At 44.3% G+C, this 19450-nt stretch carries 7 protein-coding genes and 1 riboswitch; all 7 genes read left to right on the forward strand.

The genetic code is table 11. From position 1 onward, the window contains the following. Positions 1–232: 232 nt before the first annotated feature. The 7 genes from NSU11_RS01915 (at position 233) to NSU11_RS01945 (ending at position 19441) form a co-directional block, all read left to right on the forward strand. Positions 233–2302 carry a hydantoinase/oxoprolinase family protein gene (locus NSU11_RS01915; RefSeq protein WP_024424303.1) on the forward strand — a complete coding sequence of 690 codons (2070 nt, stop codon included), beginning with the start codon at positions 233–235 and terminating at the stop codon, positions 2300–2302. Further along, entirely contained in the window at positions 2292–4280 is a 1989-nt protein-coding gene (locus tag NSU11_RS01920; protein WP_024424302.1) for a hydantoinase B/oxoprolinase family protein, read from the forward strand. Before NSU11_RS01915 ends, NSU11_RS01920 begins: the two co-directional genes overlap by 11 nt. Then, entirely contained in the window at positions 4277–5362 is a 1086-nt protein-coding gene (locus NSU11_RS01925; protein WP_024424301.1) for an ABC transporter substrate-binding protein, read from the forward strand. The genes NSU11_RS01920 and NSU11_RS01925 overlap by 4 nt, the downstream gene beginning before the upstream one ends. Before the next feature lie 8 nt (positions 5363–5370). Beyond that, positions 5371–6462, forward strand: coding sequence for an ABC transporter ATP-binding protein (locus NSU11_RS01930; RefSeq protein WP_024424300.1), 1092 nt, complete (start codon positions 5371–5373; stop codon positions 6460–6462). Next, entirely contained in the window at positions 6462–7331 is an 870-nt protein-coding gene (locus NSU11_RS01935) for an ABC transporter permease (RefSeq protein ID WP_024424299.1), read from the forward strand. Before NSU11_RS01930 ends, NSU11_RS01935 begins: the two co-directional genes overlap by 1 nt. After that, the gene (locus NSU11_RS01940) at positions 7324–8127 is read left to right on the forward strand and encodes an ABC transporter permease (protein WP_024424298.1); all 804 of its coding nucleotides are present in this window, start codon (positions 7324–7326) and stop codon (positions 8125–8127) included. Before NSU11_RS01935 ends, NSU11_RS01940 begins: the two co-directional genes overlap by 8 nt. Before the next feature lie 368 nt (positions 8128–8495). Further along, positions 8496–8589, forward strand: a riboswitch (cyclic di-GMP riboswitch). A 145-nt stretch (positions 8590–8734) separates the two neighbouring features. Continuing rightward, a complete protein-coding gene (locus tag NSU11_RS01945) occupies positions 8735–19441 on the forward strand; it encodes an amino acid adenylation domain-containing protein (protein WP_342493767.1) in 10707 nt (3568 codons plus the stop codon). The last annotated feature ends 9 nt before the right edge of the window (positions 19442–19450 follow it).

Here is a 19450-nt window from a genome sequence, read left to right on the forward strand (position 1 = left end):
TTTTTGTAGAAATTCATAAAAATTTTAATTTTGTAGATCATAAAACGATTATGCTCATCCAAAATGGCTTTATCACTGCTTTTTGAGCTAATTTCAAGAATTTAACACACAGAAATTTCAAAAAAATAAAATTGACTAGACCGATCTGCTTTAATAATATGGAGTCAAATATCAAAAAATGTCGTAATTTATCAAAATATGATTCTAATTACATTGTAGGAGGGAAGTACAAATGGCGGATGTCTCATACCGGCTCGGAATAGACATAGGCGGAACATTTACTGATTTATCGTTGATAAATGAAGCAACAGGGGAGCTGACTGAACTCAAGACACCCACAGTGACTGATGACCCAGCCCAAGGTATTATCAATGGGTTAAATCTTCTAAAAAAAAGAGGTGTTGATTTATCCAACATCCAATACCTCGTTCACGGAATGACAATCGGTCTTAATACATTATTGCAGCGAAAAGGAGCAGATTTAGCCCTTTTTGTGACAGAAGGATTTCAAGATATATTGTCACTTCAACGTTTACGACTACCCATTCCTTATGACTTCAATTCTCGTTTGCCAGAACCATTGATACCTCGGAAGCATGTATATCCAATCTCTGAAAGGTTGATACACGATGGTACGATCAAAAACCCTCTCCATCTGCAGCAGTTAGATGATGCAGTCCAGCATGTTATATCTAAAAATCTAGCTGGTATCGTCATTTCTTTTTTACATAGTTATCAAAACCCAGTTCATGAATTACAGGCAAAAGCCTATATCAATCATCATTATCCACAGTTAGAAGTCCTTACCTCATCTGAATTATGGCCTCAAATGAGGGAATACGAGCGTACAGTGATGTCTGTTGTTAATTTGTACATTCAACCAAAGGTGAAACAGTATTTGCAAACACTGAAAAGTCGTTTGAAGGAAGAAGGTGTACCAATTTCTCCATACATTACACAATCAAATGGTGGTTTAATGGATGCAGAAAGTGCGGCAACCTCGCCTGTTAAGACTCTCTTTTCTGGTCCGGCAGCTGGTGTCATCGGTGCGGCGAGAATTGCAGCATCAGCTAGTGAACCCAACCTGATCACTTTTGATGTCGGGGGGACGAGTGCAGATATCTCGATTATTCAAAATGGACAGCCTACAATGGCGCAATCCAATCAGCTTTCAGGCTTTCCGATTATTCTCCCATCTGTTGCGATGTATTCAATAGGAGCAGGAGGAGGTTCGGTAGCATGGATTGATCAGGGCGGACTTCTAAAAGCGGGGCCAGAATCAGTTGGCTCAAATCCGGGACCAGCTTCGTATGGAAAGGGAGAAAAAGCAGCTTTAACTGATGCGTTTCTTATATGCGGTTATCTCAATCAAGAACGTTTTGCCGGAGGACATTTACAATTACAGTTGTCTGCGGCGAAAAAGGCCTTTCAGCCAATTGCTGATCAGCTCAACAAAACGGTTGAAGAGGCTGCTGACCAGCTCATTCAAGTAGCCGTAGCCAATATGTACACAGAATTAAGCAATGTGATGGAGCAGCAAGGATTTGACCCTAGAGATTTTAGTTTGCTGGCGTTTGGCGGAGCAGGGCCGGTTGTAGCGAATTTTCTTGCGAGAGAAATTCATGCGAAAAATGTGGTTGTTCCTCCGAGGCCGGGTACATTATGTGCATTAGGTGCTCTGACCGCTGACTTTATTCATGATGCGGTGCTGTCGAAGAAAATATGCTTACAAGACTATTCGATCAACCAACTAAAACAAGATTATGAGAAGCTGTCGCGAAAAGCGACTGATTGGGTCAGCCAGCAGGACATTCAGCATATCAATCAGACATCCATTCTATTATTAGCAGACGCACGTTATCAAGGACAGGCATTTGAGATTGAATTGCCATTATCGATTGATTGGCTAAAGCAAGAACAAGACATCCACCAACTCATTGAAGCATTTCACAAATTGCATCAGCGTCAATATGGTCATAGGGATGATCAGGCAAACATCGAGTTTACTCATTTGCGCGTTCGAGTCATAGGCGAGACGCCTCCGCTGCCTTTTTCACCTGTTCATGAAAGCAGCGGACAGTCTTTGAAACCATATGAATATAGACGAATCTTTATAGAGGAAAAAGAATACGAAGCATCGGTTTATAACCGGGATACTCTGTCAGTAGGTTCTATTGTAAATGGACCAGCTGTTATTGAGCAGGATGATACAACAACATTAATTTTGCCAAACTGGGCAGGCAGCATTGATCTATCAGGTAACTTAGTGATTTCAAAGGAGGCGGCTTTACATGAGAACTGATCCAGCAAAGCTTGAGATGATGCGTAGTTATTTTAATGCGATTGCATCAGGCATGGGACATGTCATTGAACGAACGTCATTTACGACCTTCGTCAAAGAATCTGCTGACTTTGCGACAGCATTAGCCACGCCTTCTGGAGATTTCTTTGTTTATCCGAAGACAGTGGGTGTGACGATCTTTTTAGGGCTGAGTCTAAAAAAAGCGATTGAAGAAAGCGGACCGATGCAGCCAGGAGACATTATCATCACTAATGATCCTTATACGACAGATGGTTTGGCGACTCACCTGCCAGATGTCCATATCATTAAGCCGATTTTTGTAGATGATGAAATCGTAAGCTATGCTTGGTCTTTTGTTCATGTCAGTGATGTGGGTGGACTTGTGCCTTCGAGTATTTCACCGACAGCAACGGATGTTCATCAAGAAGGATTAAGAATTCCGCCAGTAAAAATTTATGAAGGCGGGAAAGAGAATCAGGTCGTACGTACCTTTTTAAGAGCTAACAGCCGCGCTAGTCATCTAAATGATGGTGATATCAATGCGATGATTGCTGCAGTGAATACAGCAGATATTCGGTTAAAAGAAATGATTGAGAAATTCGGAAAAAACGAAGTGAAACAAGGAATGATAGACTTGCTGAAGCAAGCCGAGGATCGTGCTGGAAAGGTCATTGAAGCTATACCGGATGGAACGAGTGAATTTGCTGATTATTTAGATGATGATATGATCTCAGACGTCCCTATTCGGTTGAAAATCAAGCTAACGATCAAAGGGAAACGGCTGACGCTCGATTTTTCTGAGTGTGATCCCCAAGTAAAAACAGCCTTTAACCTTGTTACCAATGGTCAGAAGCATTCCTTTCTTTATCAAGGGTTGATTAATTACATCATTAGTAAGGATCCTTTTATACCGATTAATGGTGGAATAACGTATCCAATTGACGTGATCTCTCCTAAAGGAACGCTGGTGCATCCAGAATACCCGGCTTCTGTTGGGATTCGTCACTCGATTACGATGAGGCTGTACAATGTCGTGCTAGGCGCCATTGGTAAGCTGCTGCCTGAAGCAGTGCCGGCAGCAGGTGCTGGTCAATCTGCCATTGTGGTTCTCTCTGTACCTGATGATCAAACGGGTGGCAGGAAAATGTCCGTTGTCGAACCATTAGGCGGAGGCGGAGGTGCTCAAAATGGTACTGATGGAGTTGATGGTATTGATCATTCGTCAGGCTTTTTGAAGAATACCCCAATTGAGAGTTTGGAACAGCATATTGATATTCATGTTCACCGATATGAGCTTCTGCCGAATACAGGTGGAGCTGGTGAAAATCGAGGCGGACATGCGATTGGTTTGGAATTTGAAATGATAAAGCCTGAATCGATGGTGACAGCACGAGGAATGGAACGGATGAAGTTTCAGCCTTGGGGATTAATGGGCGGCCGAGCAGGAGCGGTTGGTGAGGTCAAGCTGATCACAGCTAATGGTGAGAAACACGACCAGCCCAAAATAGATGTCTTGCGACTTGATAAAGGTGATATCGTTCAATTGATTTCACCAAGTGGAGGCGGCTGGGGGAATCCATTTGACAGGAAGAAAGAAAAAGTCCTTCAGGAAGTGGAAGCAGGTCTATTAAGTGAAGAAAGAGCGCTGCAGCAATATGGTGTGAAAGTATATTTAGACCAAAATGAATGGAAGATTGATGAGGAGCAGACGAGCAGGGTGCGTGAAAAGGTTAATCATTCTCCATCTACTGATGTGTGGGATTTCGGAGAACAAAGAGCAGCTTATGAGAAAGTATGGACGGACGAAGCCAGCAGTGAGCTTGCCGTTCAGCTTCGTTCCTATCCGGCTAATGAACGTACGCACTATAAACATGCAGTTCATCAACATTTCAGTCATAGAAATGAGCCGTTAACAAAGGAAGATATTACTCAAGCACTTCGTCAAATGAATGGACAAAAAGGGGGAAATGAATCATGAAAAGAAGATTAATCGCTATTTTTGCAGGGATCCTATCAATCGTTGTACTGCTGACCGCTTGTGGTGGAAATGGAAAGGATCAAGGCAAACAGCAGCAGACTGTGATTGTTGGCGTATATGGAGGCGATTGGGAAAAAAATATCAAACCAATCCTCGAAAAGTTTGAAAAAGATACAGGAATTAAAGTGCAAACCGTCTCTGGGGCGGATTCTGAATGGTTTACAAAATTAAAAGCGTCAAATGGGAAAAATCCACCATATGACTTACTAATCTTACAGCCTGATACGATTCAAAGAGGTATCGCGGCAAACGTTCTTGCGCCTATTGATGAAGATCAAGCGCCGAACGTCAAAAAGCTTTACCGTTCTGTCCAAAAGAAGCTTACTGTGAATGGAAAACAATATGCAGCAGGCTTTAGTATGGGGCAGCTTGGTATTGCTTATAGAAAAGACCTCGTCAAGCAGGAACCAAACAGCTGGACTGACCTATGGAGCAGTCAGCTGAAAGGGAAGGTAGCCATTTCATCTCCGACTTATTCAGCCGGTTTGCAATTTTTCTCTGCACTTGTTCATGCGCAAGGGGGGACAGAATCAAATCCTAAGGATATTGATAAAGCATTTAAAAGTCTCGCGCAGTTAAAAGGTCATGTAGCTGCTTTTCCAGATAACCCAGGATCGATTCAAACTTTATTAGAACGTGGGGATGTCGCGGCTGTTCCATATTGGGACGGGCGAGTATTTGCACTTGAAGAAGAAGGCATGGATATTGGTTTCTCATATCCGAAAGAAGGTGCTGTTGCAGCTGTTGCGAGCTGGGCTTTAACGAAGGGAAATCAGCACGAAGAAGCGGCGTACAAACTATTAAACTACTTAAGTGGAAAAGAAGCTCAGGAGGCTTTCTCGGAAAAATCTTATTATGGCATGTCGAATTCTGATGTGAAATACGATGACAAGATTAAGGGAAAAGTGAAAGTTGGAGAAAATTATTACAGCAAGCTGACGTGGGTAGATTATGAAACAGCGACCTCTGAGCTTGGCAATTGGACAAACCGATGGAACGAAGTATTAGGCGGAGGAAAATAGGTGATCGCATGAGTGGAATTCATTTAGAACACATCAGTCAGCACTTCGGTGAGCAGATTGCTCTCAACGATGTCAGTCTTACGGTGAATGAGGGAGAGTTTTTCTCCCTTCTTGGTCCTAGCGGCTGCGGAAAATCAACATTATTAAACATCATTGGCGGTTTTTTAGAACCAACAAAAGGCGTCGTCTATATTGGCGATCAGGATGTGACAGCTTTGCCGCCTTACCAAAGAAAAACAGGTATGGTCTTTCAAAGTTATGCACTTTTTCCACATCTGACTGTATTTGATAATGTGGCGTACGGGCTAAAGGTTCAAAAGAAAAAGAAGGCGGAAATTAAAGAGAAGGTGATGGAAAGCTTGTCTCTTGTTCAATTAGAGGCATTTGCGAAACGGATGCCCCACCAATTAAGCGGTGGTCAGCAGCAGCGGGTAGCGATTGCAAGAGCGCTGGCGATTCAGCCGTCTGTTCTCCTTCTTGATGAACCGCTCAGCAACCTAGATGCCAAACTAAGAAAAAACATGCAGACAGAGCTGCGAAATATTCAAAGGAATGTCGGGATAACAACCATTCTTGTGACACATGATCAAGAGGAAGCCTTAAGCCTTTCTGATCGGGTTGGAATTTTAGGAGAGGGAAGAATTCAGCAGATTGGGACGCCTTTAGAGGTGTACCGCCAGCCAAACAATCGATTTGTAGCTGAATTCATCGGACAGGTGAACATCTTTGAGGCCGTGTACAATGAAGCTGATGCGGCATTTACAGTTCCGCATGTAACCCATTCAAGCGGTCAGCATCTTCAGCTGCAGGCTGCGGCACATCAAGAGAAGAGGGAAAAGCAACTGCTTATGCTGCGTCCTGAAAGAATCAGCATCTCTTTTGAGCGGGAGGAAGTAAAGCCGAACCATGTATCAGGCGTGCTGTCAGATGTGAGTTATATTGGGCATTCATTACGTTTGGTTGTGGGGCTTGATAATGGTGAAATCATTGTCCATGCTTCTGATGCGGCATTTCCCGAGCTGCCTGAAGTTGGAGAAACCGTCCATATCCATTGGCAGCCTGAAGATATCGTTTTCTTAGATTCGAAGGTGCATACGTGATGCGAATCAAGAAAAAGAATCAACGATTTCATTGGTTTATGCTGCTGCCAGCCTGTTTGTTTCTTGTAGTATTTTTACTAGCTCCTCTGGTGATGATGCTCGTTCTCAGTTTTCGCGATGTCGATTCGATGATGAATACATTACAAACGTATAGCTTTTCTCAATATATTCATGTGTTCACGACAGATGCATATGTAAAGGCGATTGGAAGTACTGTGTGGGTGGCTTTGCAGACAACGGTGATTTGTTTATTAATGGCATACCCCGCAGCATACGTGCTCGTCAAAGCACCTAATCCGCGTCTGCGGGCATTTTTCTATATCCTACTTGTGTCGCCGCTTTTGACAAGTGTTGTGATTCGGACATTTGCATGGATTGTTCTTCTTTCGCAAAATGGTCTGATCAATGGCATGTTACTAGATTTACAGGTGATTGAGAAGCCGCTCTCGATGCTGTGGAATATGAATGCGGTCATTATTGCCTATGTCCAAGTTATGCTGCCATTTGCAGTACTGCCGATCGCAACAAGCTTAACCGATATGGATCGTCACTTAAGACCGGCTTCTATGAGTCTTGGAGCTGGCCGGATTCGAACCTTTTTTCATGTCACCTTACCACTGACCATTCCAGGCATGGTGACTGGCGCGATCATCGTCTTCTCACTGGCAGCAGGAAGTTATATCACCCCGCTGTTAGTCGGCGGACGGATGCAGCCGCTGCTGCCGCTGTCAATTTATCAGCAGGTCATGCAGGTGTATAATCTGCCTCTTGCTGCAGCTATGTCCTTTACATTATTGGTTTGTGTGCTTGTGGTAGTCAGTCTATTAAGCTATTTATTGAAGCGTTGGGAGGCGAGGATGCATGCGTAAAAAGTCAATAGGTGACCGCTTGCTTTCCATCCTGATTTGGACTGCTGGGTCATTGGTTTATCTTTTTTTAACCATACCTGTTCTTGTGATCGTCCTATCTGCTTTTAGTCCAAATGCCTTTCCTGAATTTCCACCGACTTCGTTCTCTGTGCGCTGGTTTCATGAGGTCGTGTCAAATCCAGAATGGATGGAATCTCTTCGGATCAGTGTGATTCTGCTGTTCATCGTGACGCCTCTCACGGTTCTTTTAGGGACAATGGCTTCGTATGCTTTAGCAAGGCTTTCCTTTAAGGGAAAGGAGGCTGTCCAAGCTTTCATTCTGTCACCTCTCATGATTCCTCAGGTGGTGTTAGGGATTGCAATGCTTTACTTGTTTACGGCTATGGGTTTTACAGGGTCTTTGTGGGCGCTCGTCATTGGTCACGTCATCATTGGTTTTCCCTATGTGGTTCGAACGGTAGGCGTGAGTGTTTCGAATTTAGATCCGCGGCTTGAGCTGGCTTCAATGAATCTTGGCGCAGGACCCATTCGTACGTTTTTTCGAGTCACATTGCCTTTGATTAAGCCGGGAATCATTGCAGGAGGGGTGTTTTCAGCTGTGACGTCATTTGGGGAAATATCGATCAGTTTGTTCGTTTCCTCTCCTCAAACCATTACAATTCCTGTCAGGACCTTTAATTACATTGAGCAGACCTTTGATCCAAGTGTCAATGCGATATCTGTCATATTTATTATCATTTCTATCATTGCGCTGCTCATTATTGAAAAAACGATTGGTTTGTCTAAGGTGATGTAAATATAATGAAGAAACAAGGAGTTGTCATTTGAAATGACAACTCTTTTTTTTGTTGTTTTTACAGTAAAAAAATTCATTTTTTTAGGGAATATAGTTCTTAAGATTTAAGAATTTGCGGGGAACGCAAGGAGACCTCTATCCTACATTTTCGGTCATATTTTCAAAATTTAAGGGGAAATATGAAATTTTTGCGGTATTTAGTCGATTATTTTCGGTTGAACGCAACTATTATTAGTTATTTTCGGTAAATATCGTCAATTCTCACAGGATCCCTTCGGTATAACGCATGAATCTTTACACCCATTTTTCGGTGAAAAAAACAATATTTTCATATAAAGTGGACGTAAATAGAAAATATCTAAAAGAAAAGAAGAAAAAGGCAAATCTATGGAAACATAGAGACGCAAAGCCATGTCCTAAGGTAAATGATTCTTTTTTTGCTAAGGTCGGCAGGCTACCGAATGAAAATGGGAGTCCCTCCGTTTTATTCGGGGTGGGCTCCTTTTCTGTTTAACCGTCTATTTTAATGAAATAGACTTGGTTCTTTTGATATAGAGGGTGCAGGGTGAAATTGGTGGAGAAAACATAGAAGAGGCGGAGGATGAGAATGAATATAGTTTATTACCCCTTAACACATGCGCAAAAGCGAGTATTCTACACGGAAAGATTTTATCCAGGTACAAGTATTTCTAATTTGGGTGGATTCGCCAGGTTGAGATCAGCATCTGGTCTCGATCCTTCTTTGGTCGTCGATGTGCTTCAAGCGTACATTCGACAAACTGACTCTCTTCGGCTGAGGCTCGTGTATCGAGATGAAGAGGAGGAGCCTGTTCAATATATCAAACCTTATGAAAAACAGCCGATTCGCATGGAAAAGGGCTGGAGTGAAGAGGAAGTAAGGGTTTGGGCAAACGAGCAGATTCGTGAGCCGATGCCATTGATTGACAGCCCTTTGATTGAATTTACGGTGTTTCAAATCAGTGATCAAGAGTGCTGGCTGTTCTGTAAAGCACATCATATTGTCGCGGATGGTATTTCCATCATTTTAATGGGAAATCGCATTATTGATTTATATCATGACATGCTGCAAGGAGTAGACATCTCGCCAGTTGAGGAGATTTCCTTCGTTGATCACATCATGAGTGAGCAGACCTATGAATCTTCTAAACGTTTTCAAAAAGACCAAGCTTTTTGGAATGAGCAGTTTGCTCATATTCCAGACTTCGCATCTTTAAAACCGCATAAGGGATACGAGATGAGTTTGCATGCGGAGCGATTTTCAGGGGATGTTCCAGATTCTTTAAAGGAGAAGCTTCGTGTTTTTTGTGAAGAACAGAAAGTCAGTATGCTTTCGATGTTTATGTCCACTGTCTATATTTACTTACATCGCTTTAGCGGTATGGAGGATGTCGTTCTTGGAACCTTTATGGGCAACCGGACGAATGCCAAAGAAAAAAAGATGATTGGGATGTTTGTATCTACGATTCCAATGCGTGCTTCTGTTCAAGGGTCGCAATCGTTTCTTGATTTCGTAAAGAAGGTCATGGCGGATCAAATGAAGATCTTGCGACACCAAAAGTACCCTTACAATTTGCTCATGAATGATTTGCGGGAAAGAGAAGGGTTTACAGGACGCCTTTTTGATATTTCTTTAGAGTATCAGGTGATGCAGTGGCAGAAAAAAGAGAATCTGTCGTTCATTACTGAACCGATTTTTAGCGGGAGCGGAATGAATGATATTTCAATCCATGTGAAAGACCGCTGGGATACTGATACATTGACCATTGATTTGGATTACCGTACAGATGTATTCACAGAAGAAGAAATGAGTAAGATGTTTGATCGATTCTTGATATTACTAGAAGCGGCCGTCTCTCAGCCTGATCAGCTGATCGGGACACTGCCTTTACTTTCAGCAGGTGAACAAAAGGAGCTGCTGCAATTATCTGAAGGAGAATCGTTTGAAAGGCCAGCAGCAAAACCGGTTCATCACCTGTTTGATGAGACAGCCAACAAATATGCAGGCCGGACAGCCGTTGTAGCAGAAGATGGAACAATTACTTACGGAGAGCTGCAACAACAGGCAGAAAAGCTGGCTCGTTTTTTACAAATGAAAGGTATCTCACGTGATGTGCCTGTTGCTGTTTTGATGGAGCGTAAGACAGATGCCATGGCAGCAGTCTTCGGCATACTAAAGGCTGGCGGGGCATATGTACCAATTGATCCGGCATTACCTGAGGAGCGCATTCAATTTATTGTGGAGGATTCAGGTGCTTCTATTGTGTTAACAGAGGAATCGTTCATTCAAGAATACCCAGCCCTTTCGGAAAAATTGATCGTGCTGCAGCAAATATTATTAGATGATGGACGGCTGCCTGAGCTTGTAGATCAGACGGCGCCGGATGATTTAGCCTACATGATTTATACATCGGGTACGACTGGAAAGCCGAAGGGCGTCATGATTGAGCATCTTCAGCTTCATCATTTGGTCCATGCTTTGCATCATGAGATTTATCAAGGGGCGAATGAGCTACAAATGGCGCTACTAGCCCCATTCCATTTCGATGCATCGGTCAAACAAATCTTTGCTGCCCTTTTATTTGGACATACGCTTCATATCATCCCGCGAGAAACGACGAGAAATGGCATGCAGCTAGCGGCTTATTACAGAAAACATCAAATTGAAGCGGCAGATGGAACACCGGCGCATGTGCAGCTTTTACTTGCTGCGGATTTGGACGGGCTGTCATTGACGCACATGTTGATTGGGGGAGAAGCGCTGCCTGCGAAAGCAGCACGTTCACTCATTGAAGCAGTTCGTATGAGTCAGCCTGATTTTACTCTGTGGAATGTGTATGGTCCAACTGAGACGTGTGTGGATGCGGCGGTGCATCGCCTGAATCTCAGTGAGCTGAGCGAATCAACTGAACAGCGCTATGTGACGATTGGAAAACCGCTTGGTCATCATCGCATTTATATTTTAAATGAATATGATCAATTGCAGCTGCATAGGGCAGCAGGAGAACTGTGCATTGCCGGTATAGGTGTTGGGCGAGGCTATGTGAATCAGCCTGAATTGACGGAGAAGGTATTCACAGCAGATCCGTTTTCTCCGCATGAGCGGATGTATCGAACGGGGGATCTAGTCAGATGGCTTCCAGATGGCACGATTGATTATCTTGGCAGAATGGACGATCAAGTGAAAATAAGGGGTTACCGGATAGAAACAGGCGAGATTGAAGCTGTGATGGAGCAGGTAGATGGAGTTGATAAGGCTGTCGTGCTAGTGGTTGACGAAGCGGATGGAGAAAAGGCGTTAAGTGCTTATTATCAAGCTCGTCATGAAGGTGTGTCTGTTGACATGCTGCAAGCGGCTATCAAACATCAGCTTCCAGCGTACATGATGCCTCTTTATTTCAAACAGCTCGATGCTTTTCCACTCACAGTCAGCGGCAAAGTCGACCGTCGTGCACTTGCTGCATTAAAAGGTGATAGAGCGGTACATGCTGTTTATACGGCACCTAGAAACGATATAGAAACGAAGCTTGTTCATTTGTGGGAAGACATTCTAGATCAAGAGAAGATCGGTGTGTATGATTCTTTCTTCGATCGAGGCGGGCATTCGCTCAAAGCGATGACCGTACTTACCAAGGTTCAGCGAGACTTTGAAGTGGAGGTGCCGCTCTCCGTTTTATTTGAACAGCAGACAATTGCTGCTCTAGCTGCTTATATTGAGAAAGCAGAAAGGTCTTCTGAAACGGTGATACCAAAAGCGCCGGCTGCTGATCATTATCCATTGTCGCCTCCACAGCAGCGCGTCTATATGGTGAGTCAATTGGAGCAAAGCACTGCATATCATATGCCTGCTGTTGTGAGGTTAAAAGGAACTCTGCAGCTTGAGAAGCTGACTGAAGCCTTTGACAGGCTGATTTCACGTCACGATATGCTGCGCACTTCTTTTCATACGATAAAAGGTGTTCCTCGTCAGCGGATCGTTTCATCAGTGTCCTTTCAAATAGAACAGCTGACAGGCGGTACGATGGAAGAAAACATGCAGCAATTTGTCAGACCTTTTGATCTTGAGTGTGCGCCGCTTCTTCGAATTGGTTTGCAGTCATTGCATGATCAGGAGCATTTGCTCTTTTTCGATATGCATCATTTGATTTCAGATGGTCTTTCGATCGATTTGATGCTGCGTGAGCTGTCAGATGCTTACGAGGGATCGGTTAAAGCACCATTGAAGCTTCAATATCAAGATTATGCAGTTTGGCAACAGCACCAAGGCTTTCAAAAAGAAGAGGCATTTTGGCTGCAAGAATTTTCGGGTGATATTCCGGCTTTACAGCTGCTGACTGATTATCAGCGTCCAGCTGTCCAGTCTTTCGCAGGTGATCGTGTCATCAAAGAAATAGATGAAGCGTTAAAGAATCAATTACAGGAGCTTGCAGCAAACCATCACACGACACTGTATACGGTCTTGCTTTCTGCTTACTATACATTGCTTGCCAAATATACAGGTCAAAAGGAATTCGTGGTCGGAACACCGGCGGCAGGGCGTGTGCATACAGATTTGAATGACATGATCGGTATGTTTGTCCAGACACTTGCTTTGCGGTCTGAGGTAGATCCGAATGGAACCATGTCTCAGCTGATTGAGCAAGTAAAGAAAAAGACAATGCAGGCATTTGAGCATCAGCAATATCCATTTGAACGGCTGCTTGAAAAGCTGAATGTGCCAAGAGATTTTAGCCGTCATCCATTGTTTGACACCGTCTTTACACTCGCGCCGGATCATGGAGCAGCCCAGCATATTGGAGACATGCTGGTCGAGGTTGAAGAAACCAATTTCCATATTGCGAAATTTGATTTAACACTGCAAGCGATGGAGTCCGATCAAGGTTTATCCTTTGTACTTGATTACAGTACGGCGCTATTTAAACGAAGTACGGCAGAGCAGATGATGAAACATTATGTTTATCTGCTGGAGCAAATGGTTCAAGCGCCGCAGGAAGCTATTCAATCCTATCGATTACTGTCTGAACAAGAAGCAGAAGCTCAGTTAAATAGGTGGAATCCGTTACCTTCGCCTTATCCAGCAGAAGAAACCATTGTGACGCAGTTTGAAAAACAGGTGCAGCAGCATGGTCATCAGCCTGCATTGCAATGTGAAGATGTGGTTCTTTCTTATCAAGAGCTGAATGACCGAGTGAATCAGCTGGCTCATTATTTGCGTGAAACTGGTTTTGAAAAAGGGATGAAAGCGGCCCTATTCTTTGAACGTTCCAATGAAATGGTGCTCTCTGTTTTGGCTGTGCTTAAGGCTGGCGGTGTCTATGTACCAATTGACCCCGATTTCCCTGATGAGCGCGTGAAGTACTTTTTAACAGACAGCGGTGCACAATTCTTACTGACACATCAAGTGCTGCGCCATCGCTCGGTGCTCACTGCATTTGAGGGAACCATCATAGAAACAGAAGATCAAGCGATTGCTCAGCAGTCAGACAGCCCTATAGATGCTCATATTTTACCTGAGGACTTGGCGAATTTGACCTATACATCAGGTACAACCGGTAAGCCTAAAGGAAATATGGTGACACACCGGAACATTTTGAGAACGGTGAAGCAATCGAATTATCTCACCATTCATCCTGAAGACACGGTGATGAGCCTCTCAAACTATGTATTTGATGCCTTTATGTTTGATGTGTTTGGTGCATTATTAAACGGAGCGAAACTCATTGTTCTGCCAAAGGATCATATTTTAAACATGAATGAGCTTTCTGGAGCGATTGAGAAGGAAAAAGTCAGTATTTTAATGATCACAACAGCTCTTTTTCACTTACTCATCGACATGAAAAAAGACAGCCTGAAAAACGTAAGAAAAGTGCTGTTTGGCGGAGAGCGAGCTTCTGTGCCTCATGTAGTGACTGCACTTGAGACAGTTGGGAAAGACAAGCTTGTTCATATGTACGGACCTTCTGAGAGCACAATTTTCACCACATATTATCCTGTGAATCATATTGAGAAGCAGGCGTTATCCATCCCAATCGGAAAGCCAGTGAGTCAAACGGCTGTTTATATTGTAGATGAGTTTGGACATGTTCAGCCGCCGGGTGTGGCGGGAGAGCTATGTGTCGCTGGTGATGGACTGGTGAAAGGATATTATAAGCAGCCAGAACTAACAAGCGAAAAGTTTGTCAACAATCCTTTCCGCCCTGGAGAGACCATGTATAAAACGGGCGATCTTGCACGCTGGCTGCCGAATGGAAATATTGAATTCATTGGACGGATCGATCATCAAGTGAAGATTCGCGGACAGCGTATCGAGCTTGGTGAAATTGAACACCAGCTGCTGCAGCATCCTCAGGTGAAGGAAGCTGTCGTCATTGCTGCTTCGAATGACACCTTATGTGCGTATTTCACAGCAGAAGGATCTGTTTCATTATCTGATTTGCGCGAGCAAGCAGGGCGTGAACTGCCTGTATATATGATGCCGGCATTTTTCATGCAATTAGACGAGCTTCCTTTGACGAATAACGGTAAGGTCGATAGGCGGGCGCTGCCAGCGCCTGATCTCAGTGAGCAGGGGGCAAATGAATACACCTCTCCTCAAACAGAAACAGAGCGTCTGCTGGCGAACATTTGGGAGGAAGTTCTTGAAGTGCCGCGAATCGGCAGGCACGATCATTTCTTTGAATGCGGGGGCCATTCGCTGCGCGGCATGAAAATGCTGAACAGGCTGTATGAAGAGATGCAGGTGGAGCTCACTTTGAAGTCTTTATTTGAATCCCCAACATTAGAAGCGTTCGCCCTTGCGGTTGATCAAGCGGATCAAACGGAGATCAAGCGAGTAGAAGTTGCCAAAGAGGCGTCCTATTATCCAGTGACATCTGCTCAGAAAAGACTGTTTGTTTTGGAGAAAATGACTGATGCGGAGCAAAGCTATCATATGCCGGCTGCCTTAAAGATAGAAGGAGCCTTTGATGAAAAACGATTTGAAAAGGCAATTGATCAGCTAGTCCAACGTCATGAAGCTTTCCGAACGAGTTTTGATTTTGTTCAGAATGAACCTGTTCAACGGATTGAAACAAATGTCTCTGTAGACATTGAAAAAATTGAACAGAACGGCCGGGACATACAGGAATTAATGAATGACTTTATCAGGCCATTTGATGTAGAAAAAGCGCCTTTACTCAGAATAGGGCTGGTTTCCGTCTCCGTAAATGCCCATTATTTACTGATTGATATGCATCATATCATTTCAGATGGTGCGTCTGTTGGCATTTTAATTGAGGAGCTATCAGCCCTGTATCGAGGAGACAAACTAGAGGAATTACCTGTTCAATATAAGGATTATGCAGTTTGGTCAAAAAGTGAGGCATCTGCTGCGCAAAAAGCAGCTGAAGAGGCTTTCTGGCTGGATCAATTACAAGGGGAGCTGCCTGTACTGGCACTGCCAGAAGATCTGCCAAGGCCAAAAGTGCAAACATTCGCAGGAGATCGTGTCTCATTTACAATCGCAGGTTCGCTTAAAGCGAAATTGGACGAACTCGTTAGAGCGCTCAACAGTACGACCTATACAGTCCTGCTTGCTGGCTACAGTATTCTTTTGAGCAAGCTTTCAAGACAAGAAGATATCATCATTGGTTCTCCGGTTGTTGGCAGAACCCATCCTGATATTCAATCTGTGATCGGCATGTTTGTGAACACGCTGGCACTTAGAACAAGACCATCAGGACATCAGACAGCTGCTGAATTTGCTTCAAATGTTCATCAGCTTGTGTTAGAGGCAAATGAGCATCAGCTGTACCCATTTGAAGAATTGGTAGATCAGGTGCAAACGGTTCGCGACACAAGCCGTCATCCAATTTTTGACGTGGTATTCTCAATGGAAAATGCGGATATTCGTGATTTATCAATGGATGGGCTTCACATTGTTCCACAGCCATTCGAAGAGAATATTGCCAAATTTGATTTGATCTTAACTGGAAACGAATCCGCAGATCAAATTGAGCTCGTGTTTGATTTTAATTGTTCTATCTTTCAAAAGACATCAATTGAAAAGTGGAAAGAATATTTCCTTCATTTGCTGGAACAAATGGTGTCAGCACCAGATCAATCGTTAGATCAAATGCAATTATTGTCACCGCAGCAGCAGCAAAAACAGCTGAACGAATGGTTAGGTCCTGTTCTAGACGTCCCGTCAGATCAAACCGTCCATGCCTTGATTGAGGCTAAGGCTCAAGAAGCACCGCACCAAAAAGCAGCGACCTTCTGCGGAACGAGCTGGACGTATAAAGAGCTGAACAGCCGGGCGAATGTAGTCGCTTCAAGACTCATCGCAAACGGCACAAAACCAGGCGACCGCGTCGGTATTTTCACTCGTCCGTCCCTTGACATGACGGCAGCTGTTCTTGGCGTTCTCAAGGCAGGTGCGGCATTCGTTCCAATTGATGCAGACTATCCAGCGCAGCGTATTGCCTACATGCTGGAAGACTGCGGGGCAGAGGTGCTTCTGATGCAAAAAGGACTCACTGCACCATCTTCATTTACAGGTCAAGTGCTGTTCATAGAAGATGCCGTAGAAGGAGAAGCTCACGAGATTCAGGTTCATATCAAACCAACGGATCTCGCTTATATGATTTACACCTCTGGGACGACAGGACAGCCGAAGGGTGTCATGGTCGAGCACCAGTCCCTTGTGAATCTTGCATTCTGGCACAATGAAGCCTTCCAAGTGACGAAAGACGATCGAACCGCGAAATATGCCGGCTTTGGCTTTGACGCCTCCATTTGGGAGATGTTCCCAACGTGGATCGCCGGCGCAGAGCTGCACATTATTGACGAAGCGATTCGTCTCGATATGATCAAACTCAATGCGTATTTCAATAAAGAAAACATCACCATTGCCTTCCTGCCGACTCAGTTATGCGAGCAGTTTATGTCAATGGACAACCATTCTTTACGCTATTTACTAACAGGCGGAGACAAGCTGAAACAGGTAAAGCCAGTCCCATACAAACTAGTGAATAACTACGGTCCAACTGAAAATACAGTCGTAGCGACAAGTGGAGTCATCGATCCAGAACAAGGCACGATTCCGATAGGAACAGCCATTGCCAATACACGTTTTTACATCATGGGTTCGTTATACGACCTGTCGCCGCCAGGCGTACCGGGCGAGCTCGTCATTGCAGGAAAAGGACTGGCGAGGGGCTACTGGAATCTTCCAGAGGAAACCGATAAACGATTTGTCCCAGATCCATTTTATCCAGGCGAGCGCATGTACCGTACAGGCGATTTAGTGAAATGGACAGACGATGGTCAGCTGATCTATCTCGGCAGAATAGACCATCAGGTCAACATCCGCGGCTTCCGTATTGAGCTGTCAGAAATTGAAGCCCAGCTCCTGACGCTGGATTCGGTCAAAGAAGCTGTCGTGACCACGGTCAAAGATGCGAGTGATCAAGATGCACTTATCGCTTATGTCATCGCGGCTGAAGAAACAACAACCCTGAAAGAAAGCCTAAAACGAACGTTGCCTGAATACATGGTGCCATCATGGATCATAAAACTAGATCAATTTCCAATGACGGCCAATGGAAAGGTCGATCTCAAAGCATTGCCAGCTCCTGATATCGAAGCGAACCAAACGGTATACGAAGCACCAAGAGACGAAGTGGAAACACTGCTTTGCGGCATTTGGGAAGATGTCCTTGGCGTCAGCCAAGTCGGCATTCACGATCATTTCTTCTTCCTTGGCGGAGATTCGATTAAAGGTATCCAAATGGCAAGCCGACTCACGCAAGCAGGCTGGAAGCTCGATATGAAACTTCTATTCCAGTACCCAACGATTGCGGAGCTGCGCCCATATATTGAAGAAGCCGATCTTCTCACAGCCGATCAATCACCTGTCGAAGGAGAAGTCATTTTAACACCGATTCAGCGCTGGTTCTTTGAACGAAACTTTACGAATCAGCATCACTGGAACCAATCGATGATGCTTCATGCGCCAAATGGCTTGGATGAACAAATCGTTCAGCAAGTACTGGAGCAGCTCATGATTCATCATGATGCATTGCGAATGGTATATCCGCTCGAAGAAGGGCGCGTCATCCAGCGTCATCGAGGAATCGAGGAAAACAATGTGGCAATTGATGTGGTGGAAGTAAAAGGAGAGCTGTCGCAGCAGATCCAGCAAGTAGAAAAGCTGGCAAATGAAGTGCAGGCGAGTATGTCGTTAACGGAGGGACCACTAGTGAAACCTGCCATTTTCCGAACAGATCAAGGAGATCATTTATTGCTCGCTGTACACCATCTTGTCATTGATGGTGTGTCATGGCGCATTTTCCTTGAAGATTTCATGGCTCTTTATGAACAGTTGAAGCGTGGGGAAACTCTTACCCTCCCTGAAAAAACACACTCCTTCCAAGAATATGCCCAGAAGCTGACTGAATACGCTGTGTCAGATGAGCTGCTATCGGAAAGAGATTATTGGAAAAAGGTGCTTGCGCATTCCGTTCCTCCGCTTCAAAGGGAACATGTCACGGAGGATCAACGAATGCTTCATACACAGACCATTCGTTTTGCATTGTCTGAAGAGGAAACACGCAGTCTGCTGACGGATGTACATGAAGCCTATCAAACAGAAATCAATGATATTTTGCTGACGGCATTAGGGTTGTCCATGAAAGAGTGGACAGGTGAAGACAGGCACTTTATTCATCTTGAAGGACACGGGAGAGAGGACATCCTTCCTGCGGTCAATGTATCACGGACCATCGGCTGGTTTACTAGTATGTATCCTGTGTTATTGGATATGTCGCATGCAGACGATCTTTCTTATCAGATCAAGTATTTAAAAGAGGAACTCAGACACATTCCGAACAAGGGCATCGGCTATGGCGTTTTAAAATACTTAACGCCTGACAAGATGAAGGACGATATCGATTTTCAAGTTACACCAGATATCAGCTTTAACTATCTTGGTCAGTTTGATGAACAGATCGGCGGCGGTGAACTGAGACGCTCTGCATGGCATGCAGGACAATCGCTGAGCCCTGAATCCGAGAAACCTCATGCGCTGGATATTGTTGGTTTCGTAGAACAAGCAATGCTCCATGTGACGATTTCCTATCATCACCTTGAATTCGAAGAACGTACGATGGAACAGTTCAAGGAACTCCTAGAAAAGAATGTGAAGGCATTAATCTCACATTGTCTATCACAGGATGAGAGTCAGATCACACCTAGTGATGTGGGGGATGAGGATCTCACCATGGACGAACTTGAAAAGCTAATGGATCTATTTTAAGCAAAAATG

This window comes from Bacillus sp. FSL R5-0712 (genome assembly GCF_038593285.1).
Taxonomy (GTDB): domain Bacteria; phylum Bacillota; class Bacilli; order Bacillales; family Bacillaceae; genus Bacillus; species Bacillus safensis.